Below are 14,881 nucleotides of genomic sequence, written 5' to 3' on the forward strand. Positions count from 1 at the left end.
GATTACCTCCAGCTTAAATAGCCAGTATATTAAATACTCAAACCAATCTTGTTGTAATCAAGCTTTGTGAAATAAATAGGATGGGTTATAATTTAAAAATTCCATATGAACCTAAGAAGGATTTTTAAAAGGATATAAAAGTATAGAGGCCCCTACTTTTAAAAGTGAAGCCTCTATATCGAATCTTCTTTATTTAATGTATTTTAAATAGGTTTTATTATAATTGTATATTTCCCACTACCTCTGCCCGAATCTGTAGTTATTGTAAATCCTGTAATAGAGTTATCTCTAAGTTTAGAATCTTCGTATATATAATTTGCAACATAAGGTTCTTCAAACCAACCTTTACCTTGGAAAATTGAGTTTGCAAGTTCTTCGTTATTTATAATGGAATTCTTTACAATGTCCTGAGAAGCTTTCTTAATATAAGTTAGTATTTCTATGTTTTTCAAATCATCAAGATCCCCAGAATTAATGAAGAATTTTACAAAATCCTCTAAAGAAATCTCCAAGTCATTTGCCATAACAATATTTTTATCAATTTGCCTGGGATCCACATAAATTAAGTTTCCATAAAAAACTAAAGCTACATTGTCAATATAATTTTCAAAAGCCTTATAAAATGAATCCCTAGTAAATTTTTGTAGAGTATAACTTTTCGAATCTGGCCTTTTTACAGAAATTCCAGGTTTAGCAACCTTCTTATATTCAAATTTAGATATATCATCTTCAGCCAAAATAAATTGATTTTCTAGGTGTGTGGAGTAAGGAATTTCACTTTCAATTAGAAAGGCATCCGATTTTGTATTAACCTTCCTATTACTTAAGGATGATTTTTGTTTGGTGGATACTTTTACCATGTAGCTTGTCCTAGAAGTTGAGTGCTTTCTTCTTCGAGACTATCAAGTTGAGCAATTTTACTGAGTCTCAATTCATTGTTTTCGAGAATTTCAACTTGGAAATCCGCTATCTTTTTAACATGAGCAACAAGTGAGAAAACCCTGCTACGATACTCATTATCCTGAAAATCTGAAATCTTAGATATGCCATCGCTAATTTCTCCGAGTTCAGCATTAATCTGTGTCATATAATACTGACCAACAACCATTGAAGCGACTCCCATAGCAGCAGCTGTGGTATTAGCTACAACTGCTGTTCCTTTTTGTGCTTCAACAGCTACTAGGTTTGCATGACCTTTAATACCATCTGTACCATGATAAATACCACGAATAGCATTCTCCATAGCCTTTGAATCTGCCAACTTCGTACCTGCAGGAATTATTGCTTTATATAATACTTCCCCATTGGCTTGTGCCGCTTGGACTGCATTGTGAGCCACATTACCCACCTGTGCTAAACCAGGTACTAGATTATTTACATGAGCTAAGACTTTGCTATTTGTAATCTCAACAAGCTTGTTCTCGTCAATAATTACCTCTGCAGGGAGCATTTCCATTTGGATAACTAATTCGTTCTGTATATTTTCCGTAGTAAATTCTAGCTTGCTTTTTTCCCCATTATAATTATCTGTTGTGGTAAGTACAAGACCTTGGCTTCTTTTAAATTTGAGTACTAATACAATACAAATCATAATTATAAGTATCATGAAAATGATAACCCCTATATATTGAATATTAACAACCCCTACCATTCTATCTTTGACTTATAAACCCTTCATATACAGGCTCATATTTATAATGCAGTGCAGCTTCTATAAGCTCTAACGCAAATATTCCTAAGTCAGAATCAAATAATATATCAATCCTATAACAATTCTCCTTTATCCATACTCCTACATTAGACTCGGAGATGATTTTATTCGCAGTTGATTCATCTGCTAGAATAGAAGCTGCTAATGTACTTCTAGCTGATTTAGGATTGTAATGTTGACTATAAAACCTAGCATTACTTTTTGGACCAGCTTTGCCAATCTTTAAAAACTTATTATCATATAAAAACATATATATCCATTTTCCCTTTTGGGAGAGATGTTGGTTGATGTGGAATACCCAAATCTACTATTTCAAATTTATCCTCACTTATAGGCTTACCTAAACTGTAAGATAACCCTAGAATAATCTCTGCTAAATCTTTATTTAATGCTTTAATATCCATAATTTTATCCTCCATAACTATGATTGGCTATCAAAATCTTCATCAGTACATTTTCTGACTATCTTCTTCGTTTTATTAATGGGCAAAGGAACTTTCTCTTTCTGAAAATACTCTATCTTTACAACCTTTACCATAGCTAGATTATTATCTTTCCCAACAGGAACCATAACTAGATCTCCAACTTCGATACTATCATCATCTGTTAAATAGTAATAAGTTTTATAACTATCATCAAAGGTAACGCTGCAATATATGTATTCACCTTTCCACCTTTTTATCAAATTATAAATAGATGGATCAAGTATTTCCCCTAGCCCATAAAATAACATAAAATCTAAAACAGCCTCCGCAAAGTCTTCCCAATCTTCAGGCAGTCCTTTTTTGTCAAATGTTCCTATAATTATTCGCTGACCATCTTTTTCTAATTCTATAGTAATTTTATAGCCTTTTATTTCCCCTGGATTTTCAACAACATCTGGAGGATTTCCCTCAATATATTCAAACAAACTATCTCCATCTAAATCATCGAGAAGTGCCTCCACTCCTCCTTGAACTTGAAATTTTCTTGAAACAATGCATCCTGACCCGATATTTTGTATATGTTCAATTGTTTCAGTCTTCCTATCAATTGTTAAACTCTCCTTGTAATCCCAAGTTACATATTCTTCTGATTCACTTATTAATTCTTTGGGTTTTATTTTTGCTACTCTATTATATTCAATAGTGATTTTATTCACCTTATCCGGCTTATTGTTCCCATCAAATATATATAAATTTTTTATACCTATTTCATCACGAATTAGATCAGATAAGTCTATGCCATCAATTTCAAAATCTGCACAAAGTGAACCTCTGAAGTGGTAGCTCTCTCCATCTGTATTGATTATCTCCATCTTCCAATCGCCAATATCTGTAGCAAAGATTTCAATATATTCATTACTGAAATATTCACCTACCGCACTTAATATTTTTTCAGCTACCGGTTTTCCTATATTAAAATCTTTACTTCTTCCTTTTTCATATTTTTCCATTCCGTAACCAAAGTTAAATGATGAAAATTTTATTTGTCCTTCAGAACTAATTGTTAGGTGTTGCTCTACTTCATCTGTAGGCTCTGGACATGGCCCATAGCAAATATTATTAGATACAATATGAATAGTCTTTGGTATACCTTTAAACATAGCATTATTTTCAGCAGATAATACAAGCAATCGCTTTAAAGCTAGAATAAACCAAGAACGATTTCTATCTTCTAAAATTTCTTCTCCATCGTATGCCCAATGATTAAAATATCTCCATCTTGAATAAATGGCAGAACCTAGTAGTTCAATATCATTTATGTAATCTATAGTTTTTTGGAGTTCTCTATAGTCATAAACGGCACTTCCATATCTTTTAGAAAATTCTTCTCCACTATCCATTTCAAATCCAAGTGCATCACAATCATCGGCCAGATAATGGTCTACTAATTCTATATAATCAATTTCTTGATTCCTAAATTTATCAAGTCATTTTACTGCAAAGTTATGAACTTCTTTCATATCTTTCAATCATCTCACCCCCAGCAAATGCTACTTATGATAATCTTACCCTAACAATTGCCTTATCTTCATAGTTAATATCTCTTTTCTTTTTTCATAAAACTCATCAAAGTTTTCTAATTCTAGTGATACATCTTCAGGAATAAATGCTTGTTTTCTAAATTCTTCTTTTTGAAAATCATTCATATCATTATAGTAATCTACAAGTCTCATATCACTTTTACTGGCATTACTTCTGCCTTCTAAGGAATGCAAGTTTGCCAACCTATTGCGATTTCCTCTCCAGTTTCTCCAATCTTCCATAGATACTGCAATAGGTTTATTACCATCAAATCTTTCAAAAGGATGGAGATGATCTTGCTCATATTTCAAATGACTATTTCTCCAATCTAAACTCAGAAAGTATAAAGCTTCTCCAGCAACTCTGCTGCCTTTCTCTTCATTTAAAATATCTTCAATTTTCCCATCTGTTACTCTAAGGTCATTCATTTGGTTAAGCATTTCAACTGATATTTCATAATTGTTTTCATTAATTCTACTCTTCATTTGTTGCAATTTACTTGTCGTTCCAGATTGGAAGTAAGTAAATAAGACTGCTCTTATTAAATAAGCACGAATACCAGCAAAATTATTTCTGTAGTCTGGATTATAATAAATAAAATATATGATCGGTAATAACACGTTCCAGCTACCTGAGAATCTACTTACTTCTATCTTCATATCTTTTAATATGCTTTCTAAGTTTTTCAAAGCCTTTTTAAAATCATTCCAATTATTTTTTAATTCTTCAGCTATATTCTTATTAATATTTGATTTTACAACATCTCCATAAAGCATAAGAGCTGAACGAATTATAAAGTCTGTACCAAATCCTTCATAAGAATCTACGAGTATTTTTCCGAATTCTGTCTTAGCACTTGGCCAATATGCTTCAAGTATAGACATGGTTATTTCAGATTTACGAAGAGCTTTACCACCACTATTAAATCTTACAAACATCTCCAAGGCATCATCTTGTTTCATGTCATGGATTTCAGTATATCTAATTAATTTTTCTTCAAAAATTTTATTGTAAAGCTTATTCAAAATATTCCTAGCATAATCTTTGCTATCTGCTGGAACATTAGAGATTGTATCTTCAATGGCCTTCTCCCTAGTTCTTTCATCTTGAAACTTTGTATCTAATATATTTTTTATCTCAAATTGTGTAGGACTTTGTTTTCCAATTTTATCGCTGAATTTAATATCAAATTTCTTACTATTGTATTCCTCTTCATCAATGGCTATCTTATTTTTATTTAATTCAATTAGTAGTTTTGTTACAATACCTCCACTGCTTTTTCGCCTTGCATATTTTTGCCTTATAAAAGCTTCTCCGTATAAAGATAAAAATAAAGAAGTCAATCTTTGTTGTCCATCAAGGACTGCGGTGTCAGTTAAATTAACATTTATATTACTTAATTCATAATTAACTGTATCTGCCTGTTTACGATTATCAAATGTAACATCATTTAAAAAGTTACAAAAATATGTATCCCAAGTAACATTATCATCATCAACATGCCAAAATAAAAAAGTAGCTATAGGATAATCTAAAAGAATAGAGTCCCACAGTTTTTCTACTTGCTCCATACTCCATACATACTGTCTTTGAAATGCAGGCATAACATATTTACCATTTTTTATATTTTCTAATGCTTCATAAATACTTATACTACTATCAACTAGTCTACTCATTCTTATCCTCCCCACTATAAAAACTTGATTTATATTTCAATAATGTATCTTCTATTTCACCCCATAGCCATACATTTTCCCCATCGTCTTCAAAGACCTTTCCATGACTTTTTGCACCATCTATTTTCATTTGTGAGTAATTATTTTTAAAGGTAGGTACATATAGTTCTGGGTAATCCTTTTCACTACATAATTGCTCCATCATACTTATAGTGGCAGACTCTGCTATATCAAGAGCTGTAAAATATGCTCTTATAATTTTATGATTATACTGCTCTGGCTTTAATGCCCAAATAGGAATACGACCAATAGCTTTCCCGTAATAATCATTAACACCTTCAGCAGATTTAGAAACCTTCTTAGGCTTATATTCATGAGAGGCCTTTTCAAAAGTCTTTGCTATATACCATCTCATACACATTTCAATAGCTTCTTCCTCGGATTCCTTAGAGATATCCATCGCAAGTAAAAACTTTTCGTATACATCCTCATCTATAAAAAAGCTTACTTTTTTGCTCATTTTTCACACTCCTCAATTGGTAAATCTTAAAAAGAGAATATCAGTATTTTAGTCATTAGTCAATACTAATACACTAACTTAGTCTTTGAAAAAATAAACCTTTATTCATAAATGATTATTTTTATGAACTTAAGATAAAACATCTAATACACGCTGACATTCGCCATAGAGTGCGGTAATATAAATATATAAATCAAATACTTAGCTTAATGCCTGCTTTTAAAATAACATTAATAGCAAGCACAGTAAGTGTACGGACACTTACGAGAAAATTGATGAAGCGGACCTTTTTAGGCTCGCTTCTTTTTATTCAATTTTCTACTTCTTCCTATCGGAATGATTTAGGGGACACCCCTAATACCCTGTTTAAATAAAAAAGAAAAGGAGGATTCATATGACAAACAGATTTAGAAATGAACGTCTTGAAATTAAGCTGACAACAGAAGAAAAAGAACTTTTTAAGAAGAAACATGAAATGAGTAAGTCAAAATCAATGGGACATTTTATAAGGAAAAGTGTCCTTGAAGCCCCTATATTTGTAATTGATATGAATGTTTTTAGAAGGCTACAAACTCTTATAGGGAAAAACTCTAACAACCTTAATCAAATTGCAAAGAGAGTAAATAGTACAGGAATAATCTATAGAGAAGATATTGAAGATCTTAAAAAAGAGAATGATGATATCTCAAGAGAAATAATTAAAATTCAAAATATCCTGACAAGAAAATATATGAATAGAGCTGATTAAAATGGCAATTACAAAGATACATCCCATCAAATCAACTCTCAACCTTGCAATTAGTTATATTACTAGTGGTGATAAAACTGACGAGCAAATATTGATAAGTTCTGATGGCTGCTCTCCTTCAACTGCCCATTTACAGTTTATGAATACAAGGGAAGTCAATGATACTAGAGGAACAGTTTTAGCTAGACATTTAATACAAAGCTTTGTTCCTGGAGAGGTAAGTCCTGAAAAAGCACACGAGATAGGTCTTGCTCTGGCTAAAGAAGTTTTAAATGGTGAATACGAATATGTACTAGCTACCCATGTAGACCGTAACCACATTCACAACCATATTATTTTTAATAATGTTAATTGGAAAACAGGAAAATGCTATCAGTCTAATAAACGAAGTTACCATAGGATTAGGTATCAAAGCGATAAACTCTGCAAGGAAAATAATCTAATGGTTATAGATGAATATTATGAAAAATATAAGAAAAAATATAAGACTAGGGGTAAATCCTATAAGGAATATCAAGAAGATAAGAAGGGAACTTCATGGAAAGGTAGACTCCAATTTGATATAGATAGAGCTATTAAGAAAGCTAAGGATTGGGAAGATTTCCTCCATCTTATGGAGGGATATGGATATGAAATCAAACATGGAAAGCATATCGCTTTCAAGAAAAAAGATGGACAAAAGCGTTTCACTAGGACTATGCGAATTGGAGAAGATTATACTGAGGAAAGATTAAAAGAACGTATTTCAGAGGAAGTTCAGATGCGAGGGAAACGCCCTAAAGCTCCATTTAAGACCTTGGATAATGTTATTGATATAAATGCTAACGAGAAAGTTAAAGGCTCTCCTGGATACAAGCATTGGGCAGTAAAGCATAATCTTTATACTATGGCAAATACAATCAACCAGGTTAGAAGTGAAGGCTTTAAAACACAAGAACAGTTAGAAAAAGCACTCCAGGATAAAGCTTCTGAAATTCAAAATCTTCTTTCAGAAAACAAGAAGATAGAAAAGCTAATTGAAGAAAAAAAGCAGACTATGGAAAACAGATATATCATTGAGCAGTATAAAGAAATTTATAAATATGCCAAAGTATATCCTGAAGATAAGGCTTTTATCAACGAATATAGCCCTCAACTTATGCTTTATAAAAAGGCAGTTACTGAGAGTTTCCAGGACTCTGATGTTCTACCCACTACCAAGCAAATATATGAAGACCTTGAAAAACTTCATACAAAAAAAGAGTCTCTCATTGAGAAACTCAATCAATCTCGTCAAGAGCAAGATAGGTTATATCAATACAATAAAAACTATGATAATTATTTAGGGAAAGAGGTCGAGCGATGAGTTCGATCTCAACTTCTAAACCAATCCAATGTAAATCCTTTTGTAATATTTACTTCAAAAGGTAAACTTTTATAAAAACATACATCATTTTTTACAATATATACTTCTACATAATGCCTTCCAACATACATAGTATCTTCTTTTCTTATTTTTTTCCCTTCTATTAATTCAGATTCATAGAAATCTCCTCTTAAACAACCAGCACTCTCTGCTTCTGTTCCTGTATTAGTTATTTGCCAAAATACAGAATAACCATCTAAATTCATTCCCACAACTTCAAATTTTAATTTTCCACTTTTATTCAATGCTTGTCCACTTTTTATTTCTTTATATCTGAAGCCTTTGTATAAATAAAAAGCTTTGATTTTTATTTTATCTGTAGAATTATATAAAACTTCCCATTTAGACTTCTGATGATGTGGTAAGTCTTTTAAACTAATAGCTATATCGGTATCTTTTCTTCTTAAACTTCTTTCCATGTAAAATAGCCTATCTTTTGAAGAAATATAATCATTATCAACATTGAAATCTGTTCTTATTTGCTCAAGCCATAGCATAAAAGAATTAAAATATTCTTCATCCTTTTCCCATTTCATAGACAATTTTTCATTATGATTTACTGGATTATATATACAAGGTTCACCACCATCCTCGTCAATTCCTTTATGTAAAGTCCTTATAATATTTAAAAGTAATTCTTCAAAATCTCCACTTACAATTACTGCATCATAGTAGACTTTTGCGGCTAATGTTGTAATAATAATAGATGAGGGCTTAAATTCAATATTATTTTCAAACATGACCTCAGCATGCCTTTTAAGAATTTGCACTATTCTTTGTAAATCTGTTTTTATTTTATACTCTGGGACTGCTTCAATTGAGGCATAAACTCTTCTTTCGTGTTCTTTTTTATAAAGATCATATCTACTTTTATCCCTAAACCAATCCGCATAGCCTTTAGGGTTACTAATTTCCCAATCTACAGACCTTATATAATATGAATCTTTATTTTTATCCGTAATCGCAATCTCACCATTGTCTACATCATTATATGGAACTGAGGGAAGTATATCTATATGGAAATTCGATTCATCCACATAATTTAAAGTCCAACATCTGCTACTTTCTTTGACAGGATTTTTTATTGATTTCTCACTTGCATATGCCTTAACTACTTCTCCTATATCATTTTTTAATTCAGCCTGGCTTTTTGAAAGTCTATTTAATTTAGTTAAATTGCATACTATATCAATGTCATATGACCCTTCTTCTGTTAATGGTTTTATTGCTGTTCCAAGCTTAAAAGAGCCTTGTATATAAATATCAGGGTTCAAATCATTAATATCTGAATCATCATGTATATAGTTTGCTAATGAGTTATATCTTTGTATAACCTTTTCATAGTTAGAATCTGATACATCTATTTCTTTTATAAGTTCTTTTAATTCTTTACTTTTTTCAAAATACTTCAATTACCATCCTCCTATATAATGTTCTTTGAATGAGCTCCTATTTTAGTAGACTTGCCATTTAAATCAAAACACTCTTTCTCTATATCTTCTCTTTCTACCAAAACTAATTTTCCTCTATATTTCTCAGTTGCTAATTTCAAATTATTTAAATGTTCTTCAGACATCCTTACTTCAAATATATTGAAAATTAAAATTTCTTGTATTTTAAAATGTGTAGAATACTTCATTTTAGGAGGTGTTTGTTTTAAAAATTCCACCTCTATATTTTTCATAGCTGTTTCTGGAAGAAATCCTGGAGCAACAATTTCTTCATAGAATTCCCTGTCAACATTTATTTCTCTGTTTGTTCCACTATTAAACCACTTAATTATTTTAGGTATATATCTTCCTTTTGTTATAAATCTAAGGTCCCCATCTTCATAAAAATTCTTACTACTCTCTGAACAGATTTCATACTTATTGGCTTTATTTGAAAATGACTTATAATATTTATAAACTCCACCAACAGGTTGATATTGTCCAATATTTTCACCTTTAATTAGTAAATATTTATTATCTATTTTAATCCTGTACAAGTAAGAAATACTGAATCTTATATCTTTATTCCAATGCATTATTCCTTGAAGCCATAACTTTATATTTTTATGATTTGTAAATGCTAACGCTAAAGGAATCCAAATAATATTTGTTAATATTCCTATACATATCTCCCTCTTTATATGAAACACCCCCTATCCATTACTCCACCCCCAAAGCTTTAAAGACAGCATCTTCTGCACTTTGATATGGAATTATTTGAAATGAACTCATAAGTTCAGCAGGTACTGTTCCAAAATCTACAAATGATGTACTAGGTATAAGAACTTTCTTTGCTCCACTATCAAGTGCGACCTGAAGACTGTCAGCAATTTCTGTCACTTTCATAATACTTCCACCAATACTTATTTCTCCAAGCACCGCTAAATTACTTATAACAGGTTTTCCAAGGGCAATTGAGCATAATGCAATTAGAGTAGGAAGAGCCAACTGCCCTGTCATTCCTATACCCTGTAAATCTTGATAGTTTATAATATAATTTTTGGTAGTTGTACTTATTGAAGCACTAATTCTATTACCATTGGCTTTTAGATAATTAAAGGCTGTATTACTTGCCTCTTTAGCTTCACGATTAGTACCAAGCCCTGTTCTTTCAAACTTCCCATTACCTGGAAGCATTTGGGACTCCAATCTATAGCAGCCTATCATTCCATTGCCACCACTTGCAATTGTATATACTTGTCCAGGATTCAGCATTCCATCAGGAATAAGCTTGTCCGCACCTTCTTCAGGTACACCCACATACTTTTCTTCAAAACTATCTAGGTCTATGTATGAAAAATTCACATCATAAAATTCCATACCACCTATCTTCTTTAATTGTTCCTTTACTCTTCTTCGCATTTCTAGAGATAGGCACAATATCTCTTCAAGATCATCTTTTGTAAATTCACCATGAGGATATACAATTTTCAGATAGCCATTAACCATTTTTCTAACTGCAATAGTATCTCTTTGATTGAGATTCTTGCCTAATCTAAAATACTTGTCTAAGCTATCTCCATACTGATCCTTGCGAAGTTCCCTCATAAATTCTGCAAGATAATCAGTAATAAAACCGTAATCATTTGTAAAATGCTCAGGTCTAAATTTAGGAATCTCCCAACCCGGAAGATAACAATGCATTCTATCAAGAAAAGCTGTATCTATTGCCATTTCCTCTGGAAATGGATCAAACAGGCTGGAAGTTTTCAAAAGTACATCTACACTTTGATTAATATTACCTACAAATACCATTGAAGCCGATGCGGCTTTTTCTTCTTTTCCCCTTGCAAAAGAACCTGATGCCATATAGTCTTTCATAATCTGTATACCATCATTATCTTTGAACTTTATTCCTGCAACTTCATCAAATGCTACACAATCCCAAAGTCCTACAAGACCGATTGTCTTTCTTCCCATATTGTAAAACAGATTAGCAACAGTAGTCTGTCCTCCAGACACAAGAATACTATTAGGTGAAATCTCCTTATAAATATGAGATTTCCCTGTACTTCTGGGACCCAATTCACATAGATTAAAATTATTTTCCACAAGTGGAATTAATCTTGTAAGCAACAACCATTTTTCTCTTTCTTCAAATTCATCAGGCTCCATACCAATAGAACGAAGCATAACATCTATCCATTCTTCTTTTGTAAATTTGCTTCTACCTTCTTTAAGCTCTTTTATATCCACCTGTGGCATTTGAATAGGTGTAAGCCTTGTAATGCTAATAGGATTTTTACTCTGCTCATTCTCATCATAATCATAGTCAAGTTGAATCATACACCAGATACCGCCACAAAGAAGCCTATCATATCTTTTTGGATATTCTTCTGGTACTGGAATATCACTAAGTCCTAGGTTTGAAAACTCTGCTTCATACCTATTTTTTCTTATGTTTAGTTTTACTGTTACCTTATCTATAATGGAAAAGCTACCTTTTTCTCTTAATATAGAAAGTGTTTTCTGAGCTTCATCAGGTCTAACAAAGTTATCTGAAAGAATCTTTTTAACTGTTCCTATACCCTTTTCAATTATTTCTTCATCGTCACTGCTACAATATTGCCCAAGCAAAAACTCAAGAACATATACGGGAACATTAGCCCCTTCTTTGATTTTTTTAGTCAAATTTTTTGCCACTATTTTTCCATCGAAATTTTCTCTAAGCTTTTCTTTTATTTCAGTTCTTGAACCTACTTCTTCCATACCTGATCACCCTCTTAACTAAAGAAATCATATTCACCTGTGGCAAAGGGAATATCTATTACAAATTCAATCTTCTTCGGAAGTATCTGACCTGACTCTTCATAGATAACAAGGTTATAAGTCTTTTTATTATCATATTTTCCCGCTTTCAAGTTGAATGTTACATTAAATACTCTATCTTGCTCATTATCAGTATTCTTATCAGCTATAATACGGACTTCATCAGAAACTTTTTCTCCATATTCATCAACAAAATAAAGGAGGAAATTAGCGGCTTCTCTATTTACTGAAAGCATTTCACTTTGATAGAAAGACAGATTGAATATCATATTGCTTATTTTTCTTCCTGTTGAAAGAATATTAAGTTCCACAGGTTTAACATCATATTTACTCCTGTTTCTCTGATATTCTTTATTATCATTTCTTAAATGTCTGTATCTGATTAGTGGAACAACCATTTCCTGAAGTGAGATTCCTCCATGAACAAAGTTAATTCCTCCACCTTGCTTCTTAATACGGATATTATGTTTCGGTGCAAATCCTTTAAGCCCTGATTTTTCATCAACAAATTTTATAGGCATCAAGAAACTTGGATTAGCAGATTCATCCATTATTGCATACCTTCTACCATAATCAACAACACCTTCAAAGCCTTCTTTAGATACCTTATCATCCTCAGTAAACTCTTCATAAGTATAGAGGAAACCATGATCTGAGGTAATCATTATATTTACAGCTGAAAACTCATTTACAAGAATTCTAACCAGATTTTTAATTTCATCTATAGCCTTATCACAGGCAGAGAAAACCCTAGAATCTGATGTATGGCTGGCTGCATCTATTTGATCATGATATATATAAACAACTTCCATACCCTTTACTTGAGCTTTTCTCTCTTCTCTCTTCATATGAATTAAATCGTCATATTTAAGCACTCTAGAATCCTTATTAGCCTTTTGTAAAACCTTTTCTCTATTAGGCATATCTGTTGATTCGCCATCAATAAGAACTTTGAGATTATTATTTCTAATTTCAGTTTGAAGCCCATTATTAGGAAGCAATGCAGCCATTCCAAAAGGTGTAATAGTAGGGAATATCCCCGACATATCATCAATTTCTATCTTACATTGCATATCCTGTTTTAATTCTACAGAAAGCTCTTTTGCCACCTCATAACGCATTGCATCTGAAATAATTACATAGACTTTTGTCTTAGCATTTTTAATATTATTGTCATAGAAGTCAACCTGCTGTTTAATCTCAGAAATTTTTCCATACTCTTCAAACTCTCTACCACTAACATTAGACCAGTTAGTAAGAAGTTTATCTAAAAACCAATGCTTATATATACCTTCAGCCCTATCTACCGTAAATTTGAATAAATCATCCAGCTTGGCATTTGAATTTCTAAGACTTTTCTGATATGCCCTCTGAAATTTTCTATAATAGGTATCCATTAAATAAAATTTATCTGTATAGGATTTCCAAACTTCCTTCGCACTTGTCATATGGAATGATGCTTGGTTTTTATTATAGAAATCCTTCATTTTGCCCATGTTATAAAGGCCTTCATAGTATGAATTAAATTCTTTATACCAGGCTCCAACTCTTCTTTTATCACATATCTCTGAAATATTTTCAGGATCTATGATGTCATTTTTAATGTTTGTCATAAGCTTTATAAGTATAATTTCATCAACACATGGAAAAGATTCGTTGCTCTCAAAATGTGATATATCAAAATTCATCAGTCTTTCATCAAGACAGATTTCTTTTTCTATATAACGGGCAAGGTCATATAAGCTCTTTTTCTCATCAGTATTTCTAAGCCAGTCCTCGACAAACTGAAAACAAAAGGCTTCATGTGGACTGGAAATAAAATTTTCTAGACCAAGAAATGCTTCTTTATTTATATTTCTTGAAGCCGCAGTAAGCAATATATGGGTAGATAAATTTTCTAGGCTCTTTTCTTCACTTTGATAGCCTGTTCCTTGTCCTACCATTCTCCAGAAAGTTTCATCTATTTCATAATTTATAAATTCCTGATAAATATCATTCTCATCATTTTCAATGCCGACTTTCAAAACTTCTCTGATAATAAGTCCTGGCTGCATTTCACAGCCTGCAATCCCACCCATAATAGCAAGTTCTAAATGTGCAGGATTTTCAATTCTACTTGCCTTTTTCTTTATAAGTTCTCTTCTTGCCTTAGCATTAAAAAACTTCTTATAAGTCTTTACAGCCTTTCTTATAGCAATGCTATCTGGTAAATTCATTTCGTCAATCTGTATAGATACAAGATCTGCTCTAAATTCTTCACTGTATCTCATAACATCATTTATCCAATTATCTTCTTTTTCATTGAAAATAAGAGGACAATAGACAAGAAAATCGGACTCCTGGTCATCAAAAGACAGTAGTTTTTTCACTCTGAACTTATTTTTTTCAGACATTTTTATTATTTTTACATCCGAAATTTCTAGATTATCAATTTCATCTTCAAATTCTCTATCCCTATCCATCCAAAAGATAATTCTCCTATTATAAAACTCAGGATAGGGTTCCTTAAATCTTTTCTGCAAATCTTTTAAAATTTCTTCTAAGTCCAAACCTGCC

12 protein-coding genes and 1 pseudogene are annotated in these 14,881 nt (G+C 31.7%); 2 read left to right on the forward strand and 11 right to left on the reverse strand.

What is annotated here, in order from left to right; translation table 11 throughout:
* Positions 1–203: 203 nt before the first annotated feature.
* The 7 genes and pseudogenes from PWP28_RS09520 to PWP28_RS09550 form a co-directional block, all read right to left on the reverse strand.
* Positions 204–860, reverse strand: coding sequence for a hypothetical protein (locus PWP28_RS09520; RefSeq protein ID WP_077369906.1), 657 nt, complete (start codon positions 858–860; stop codon positions 204–206).
* Between the two features lie 2 nt (positions 861–862).
* Positions 863–1,456 (reverse strand): annotated as a pseudogene (locus PWP28_RS09525) (hypothetical protein); the annotation flags it as partial.
* A gap of 196 nt (positions 1,457–1,652) precedes the next feature.
* Entirely contained in the window at positions 1,653–1,961 is a 309-nt protein-coding gene (locus PWP28_RS09530) for a hypothetical protein (RefSeq protein WP_308644647.1), read from the reverse strand.
* Positions 1,948–2,115, reverse strand: coding sequence for a hypothetical protein (locus PWP28_RS09535; protein ID WP_308644648.1), 168 nt, complete (start codon positions 2,113–2,115; stop codon positions 1,948–1,950). The genes PWP28_RS09530 and PWP28_RS09535 overlap by 14 nt, the downstream gene beginning before the upstream one ends.
* Before the next feature lie 17 nt (positions 2,116–2,132).
* A complete protein-coding gene (locus tag PWP28_RS09540; RefSeq protein WP_308644649.1) occupies positions 2,133–3,536 on the reverse strand; it encodes a hypothetical protein in 1,404 nt (467 codons plus the stop codon).
* Positions 3,537–3,701: 165 nt separating this feature from the next.
* Positions 3,702–5,393, reverse strand: coding sequence for a DUF262 domain-containing protein (locus tag PWP28_RS09545; protein WP_308644650.1), 1,692 nt, complete (start codon positions 5,391–5,393; stop codon positions 3,702–3,704).
* The gene (locus tag PWP28_RS09550) at positions 5,386–5,913 is read right to left on the reverse strand and encodes a hypothetical protein (RefSeq protein ID WP_308644651.1); all 528 of its coding nucleotides are present in this window, start codon (positions 5,911–5,913) and stop codon (positions 5,386–5,388) included. The genes PWP28_RS09545 and PWP28_RS09550 overlap by 8 nt, the downstream gene beginning before the upstream one ends.
* Positions 5,914–6,307: 394 nt before the next feature.
* Here PWP28_RS09550 and mobC point away from each other — a divergent pair, with 394 nt between their 5' ends.
* Complete coding sequence (mobC, locus tag PWP28_RS09555; protein WP_308644652.1) at positions 6,308–6,661, forward strand: plasmid mobilization relaxosome protein MobC; 354 nt, start codon at positions 6,308–6,310, stop codon at positions 6,659–6,661.
* 1 nt (position 6,662) lies between these two features.
* Positions 6,663–8,006, forward strand: a complete 1,344-nt coding sequence (locus PWP28_RS09560) for a relaxase/mobilization nuclease domain-containing protein (protein WP_308644653.1) — start codon at positions 6,663–6,665, stop codon at positions 8,004–8,006.
* 8 nt (positions 8,007–8,014) lie between these two features.
* On the opposite strand, the gene PWP28_RS09565 is transcribed toward PWP28_RS09560, so the two are convergent.
* From PWP28_RS09565 to pglZ, 4 genes are read right to left on the reverse strand one after another with little or no spacing between them, the layout of a single operon-like run.
* Positions 8,015–9,478 (reverse strand): nucleotidyltransferase, encoded by a 1,464-nt coding sequence (locus tag PWP28_RS09565; protein ID WP_308644654.1) that lies wholly within the window; start codon positions 9,476–9,478, stop codon positions 8,015–8,017.
* Positions 9,479–9,489: 11 nt separating this feature from the next.
* Positions 9,490–10,206 carry a hypothetical protein gene (locus PWP28_RS09570; protein ID WP_308644655.1) on the reverse strand — a complete coding sequence of 239 codons (717 nt, stop codon included), beginning with the start codon at positions 10,204–10,206 and terminating at the stop codon, positions 9,490–9,492.
* A gap of 10 nt (positions 10,207–10,216) precedes the next feature.
* Positions 10,217–12,265 carry a protease Lon-related BREX system protein BrxL gene (brxL, locus tag PWP28_RS09575; protein WP_308644656.1) on the reverse strand — a complete coding sequence of 683 codons (2,049 nt, stop codon included), beginning with the start codon at positions 12,263–12,265 and terminating at the stop codon, positions 10,217–10,219.
* Between the two features lie 14 nt (positions 12,266–12,279).
* Entirely contained in the window at positions 12,280–14,874 is a 2,595-nt protein-coding gene (gene pglZ, locus PWP28_RS09580; RefSeq protein WP_308644657.1) for a BREX-1 system phosphatase PglZ type A, read from the reverse strand.
* Positions 14,875–14,881: the final 7 nt, after the last annotated feature.

Source organism: Oceanotoga sp. (assembly GCF_030445905.1).
In the GTDB taxonomy this organism is placed as follows: Bacteria; Thermotogota; Thermotogae; order Petrotogales; family Petrotogaceae; genus Oceanotoga; species Oceanotoga teriensis.

Excerpts from the sequence above, each read along its gene's own strand:
- brxL (WP_308644656.1), bottom strand. The coding sequence starts at position 12,265 with ATGGAAGAAGTAGGTTCAAGAACTGAAATAAAAGAAAAGCTTAGAGAA.
- PWP28_RS09530 (WP_308644647.1), bottom strand. The coding sequence starts at position 1,961 with ATGTTTTTATATGATAATAAGTTTTTAAAGATTGGCAAAGCTGGTCCA.
- PWP28_RS09520 (WP_077369906.1), bottom strand. The coding sequence starts at position 860 with ATGGTAAAAGTATCCACCAAACAAAAATCATCCTTAAGTAATAGGAAG.
- PWP28_RS09535 (WP_308644648.1), bottom strand. The coding sequence starts at position 2,115 with ATGGATATTAAAGCATTAAATAAAGATTTAGCAGAGATTATTCTAGGG.
- PWP28_RS09560 (WP_308644653.1), top strand. The coding sequence starts at position 6,663 with ATGGCAATTACAAAGATACATCCCATCAAATCAACTCTCAACCTTGCA.
- mobC (WP_308644652.1), top strand. The coding sequence starts at position 6,308 with ATGACAAACAGATTTAGAAATGAACGTCTTGAAATTAAGCTGACAACA.
- PWP28_RS09550 (WP_308644651.1), bottom strand. The coding sequence starts at position 5,913 with ATGAGCAAAAAAGTAAGCTTTTTTATAGATGAGGATGTATACGAAAAG.
- PWP28_RS09540 (WP_308644649.1), bottom strand. The coding sequence starts at position 3,536 with ATGGATAGTGGAGAAGAATTTTCTAAAAGATATGGAAGTGCCGTTTAT.
- PWP28_RS09545 (WP_308644650.1), bottom strand. The coding sequence starts at position 5,393 with ATGAGTAGACTAGTTGATAGTAGTATAAGTATTTATGAAGCATTAGAA.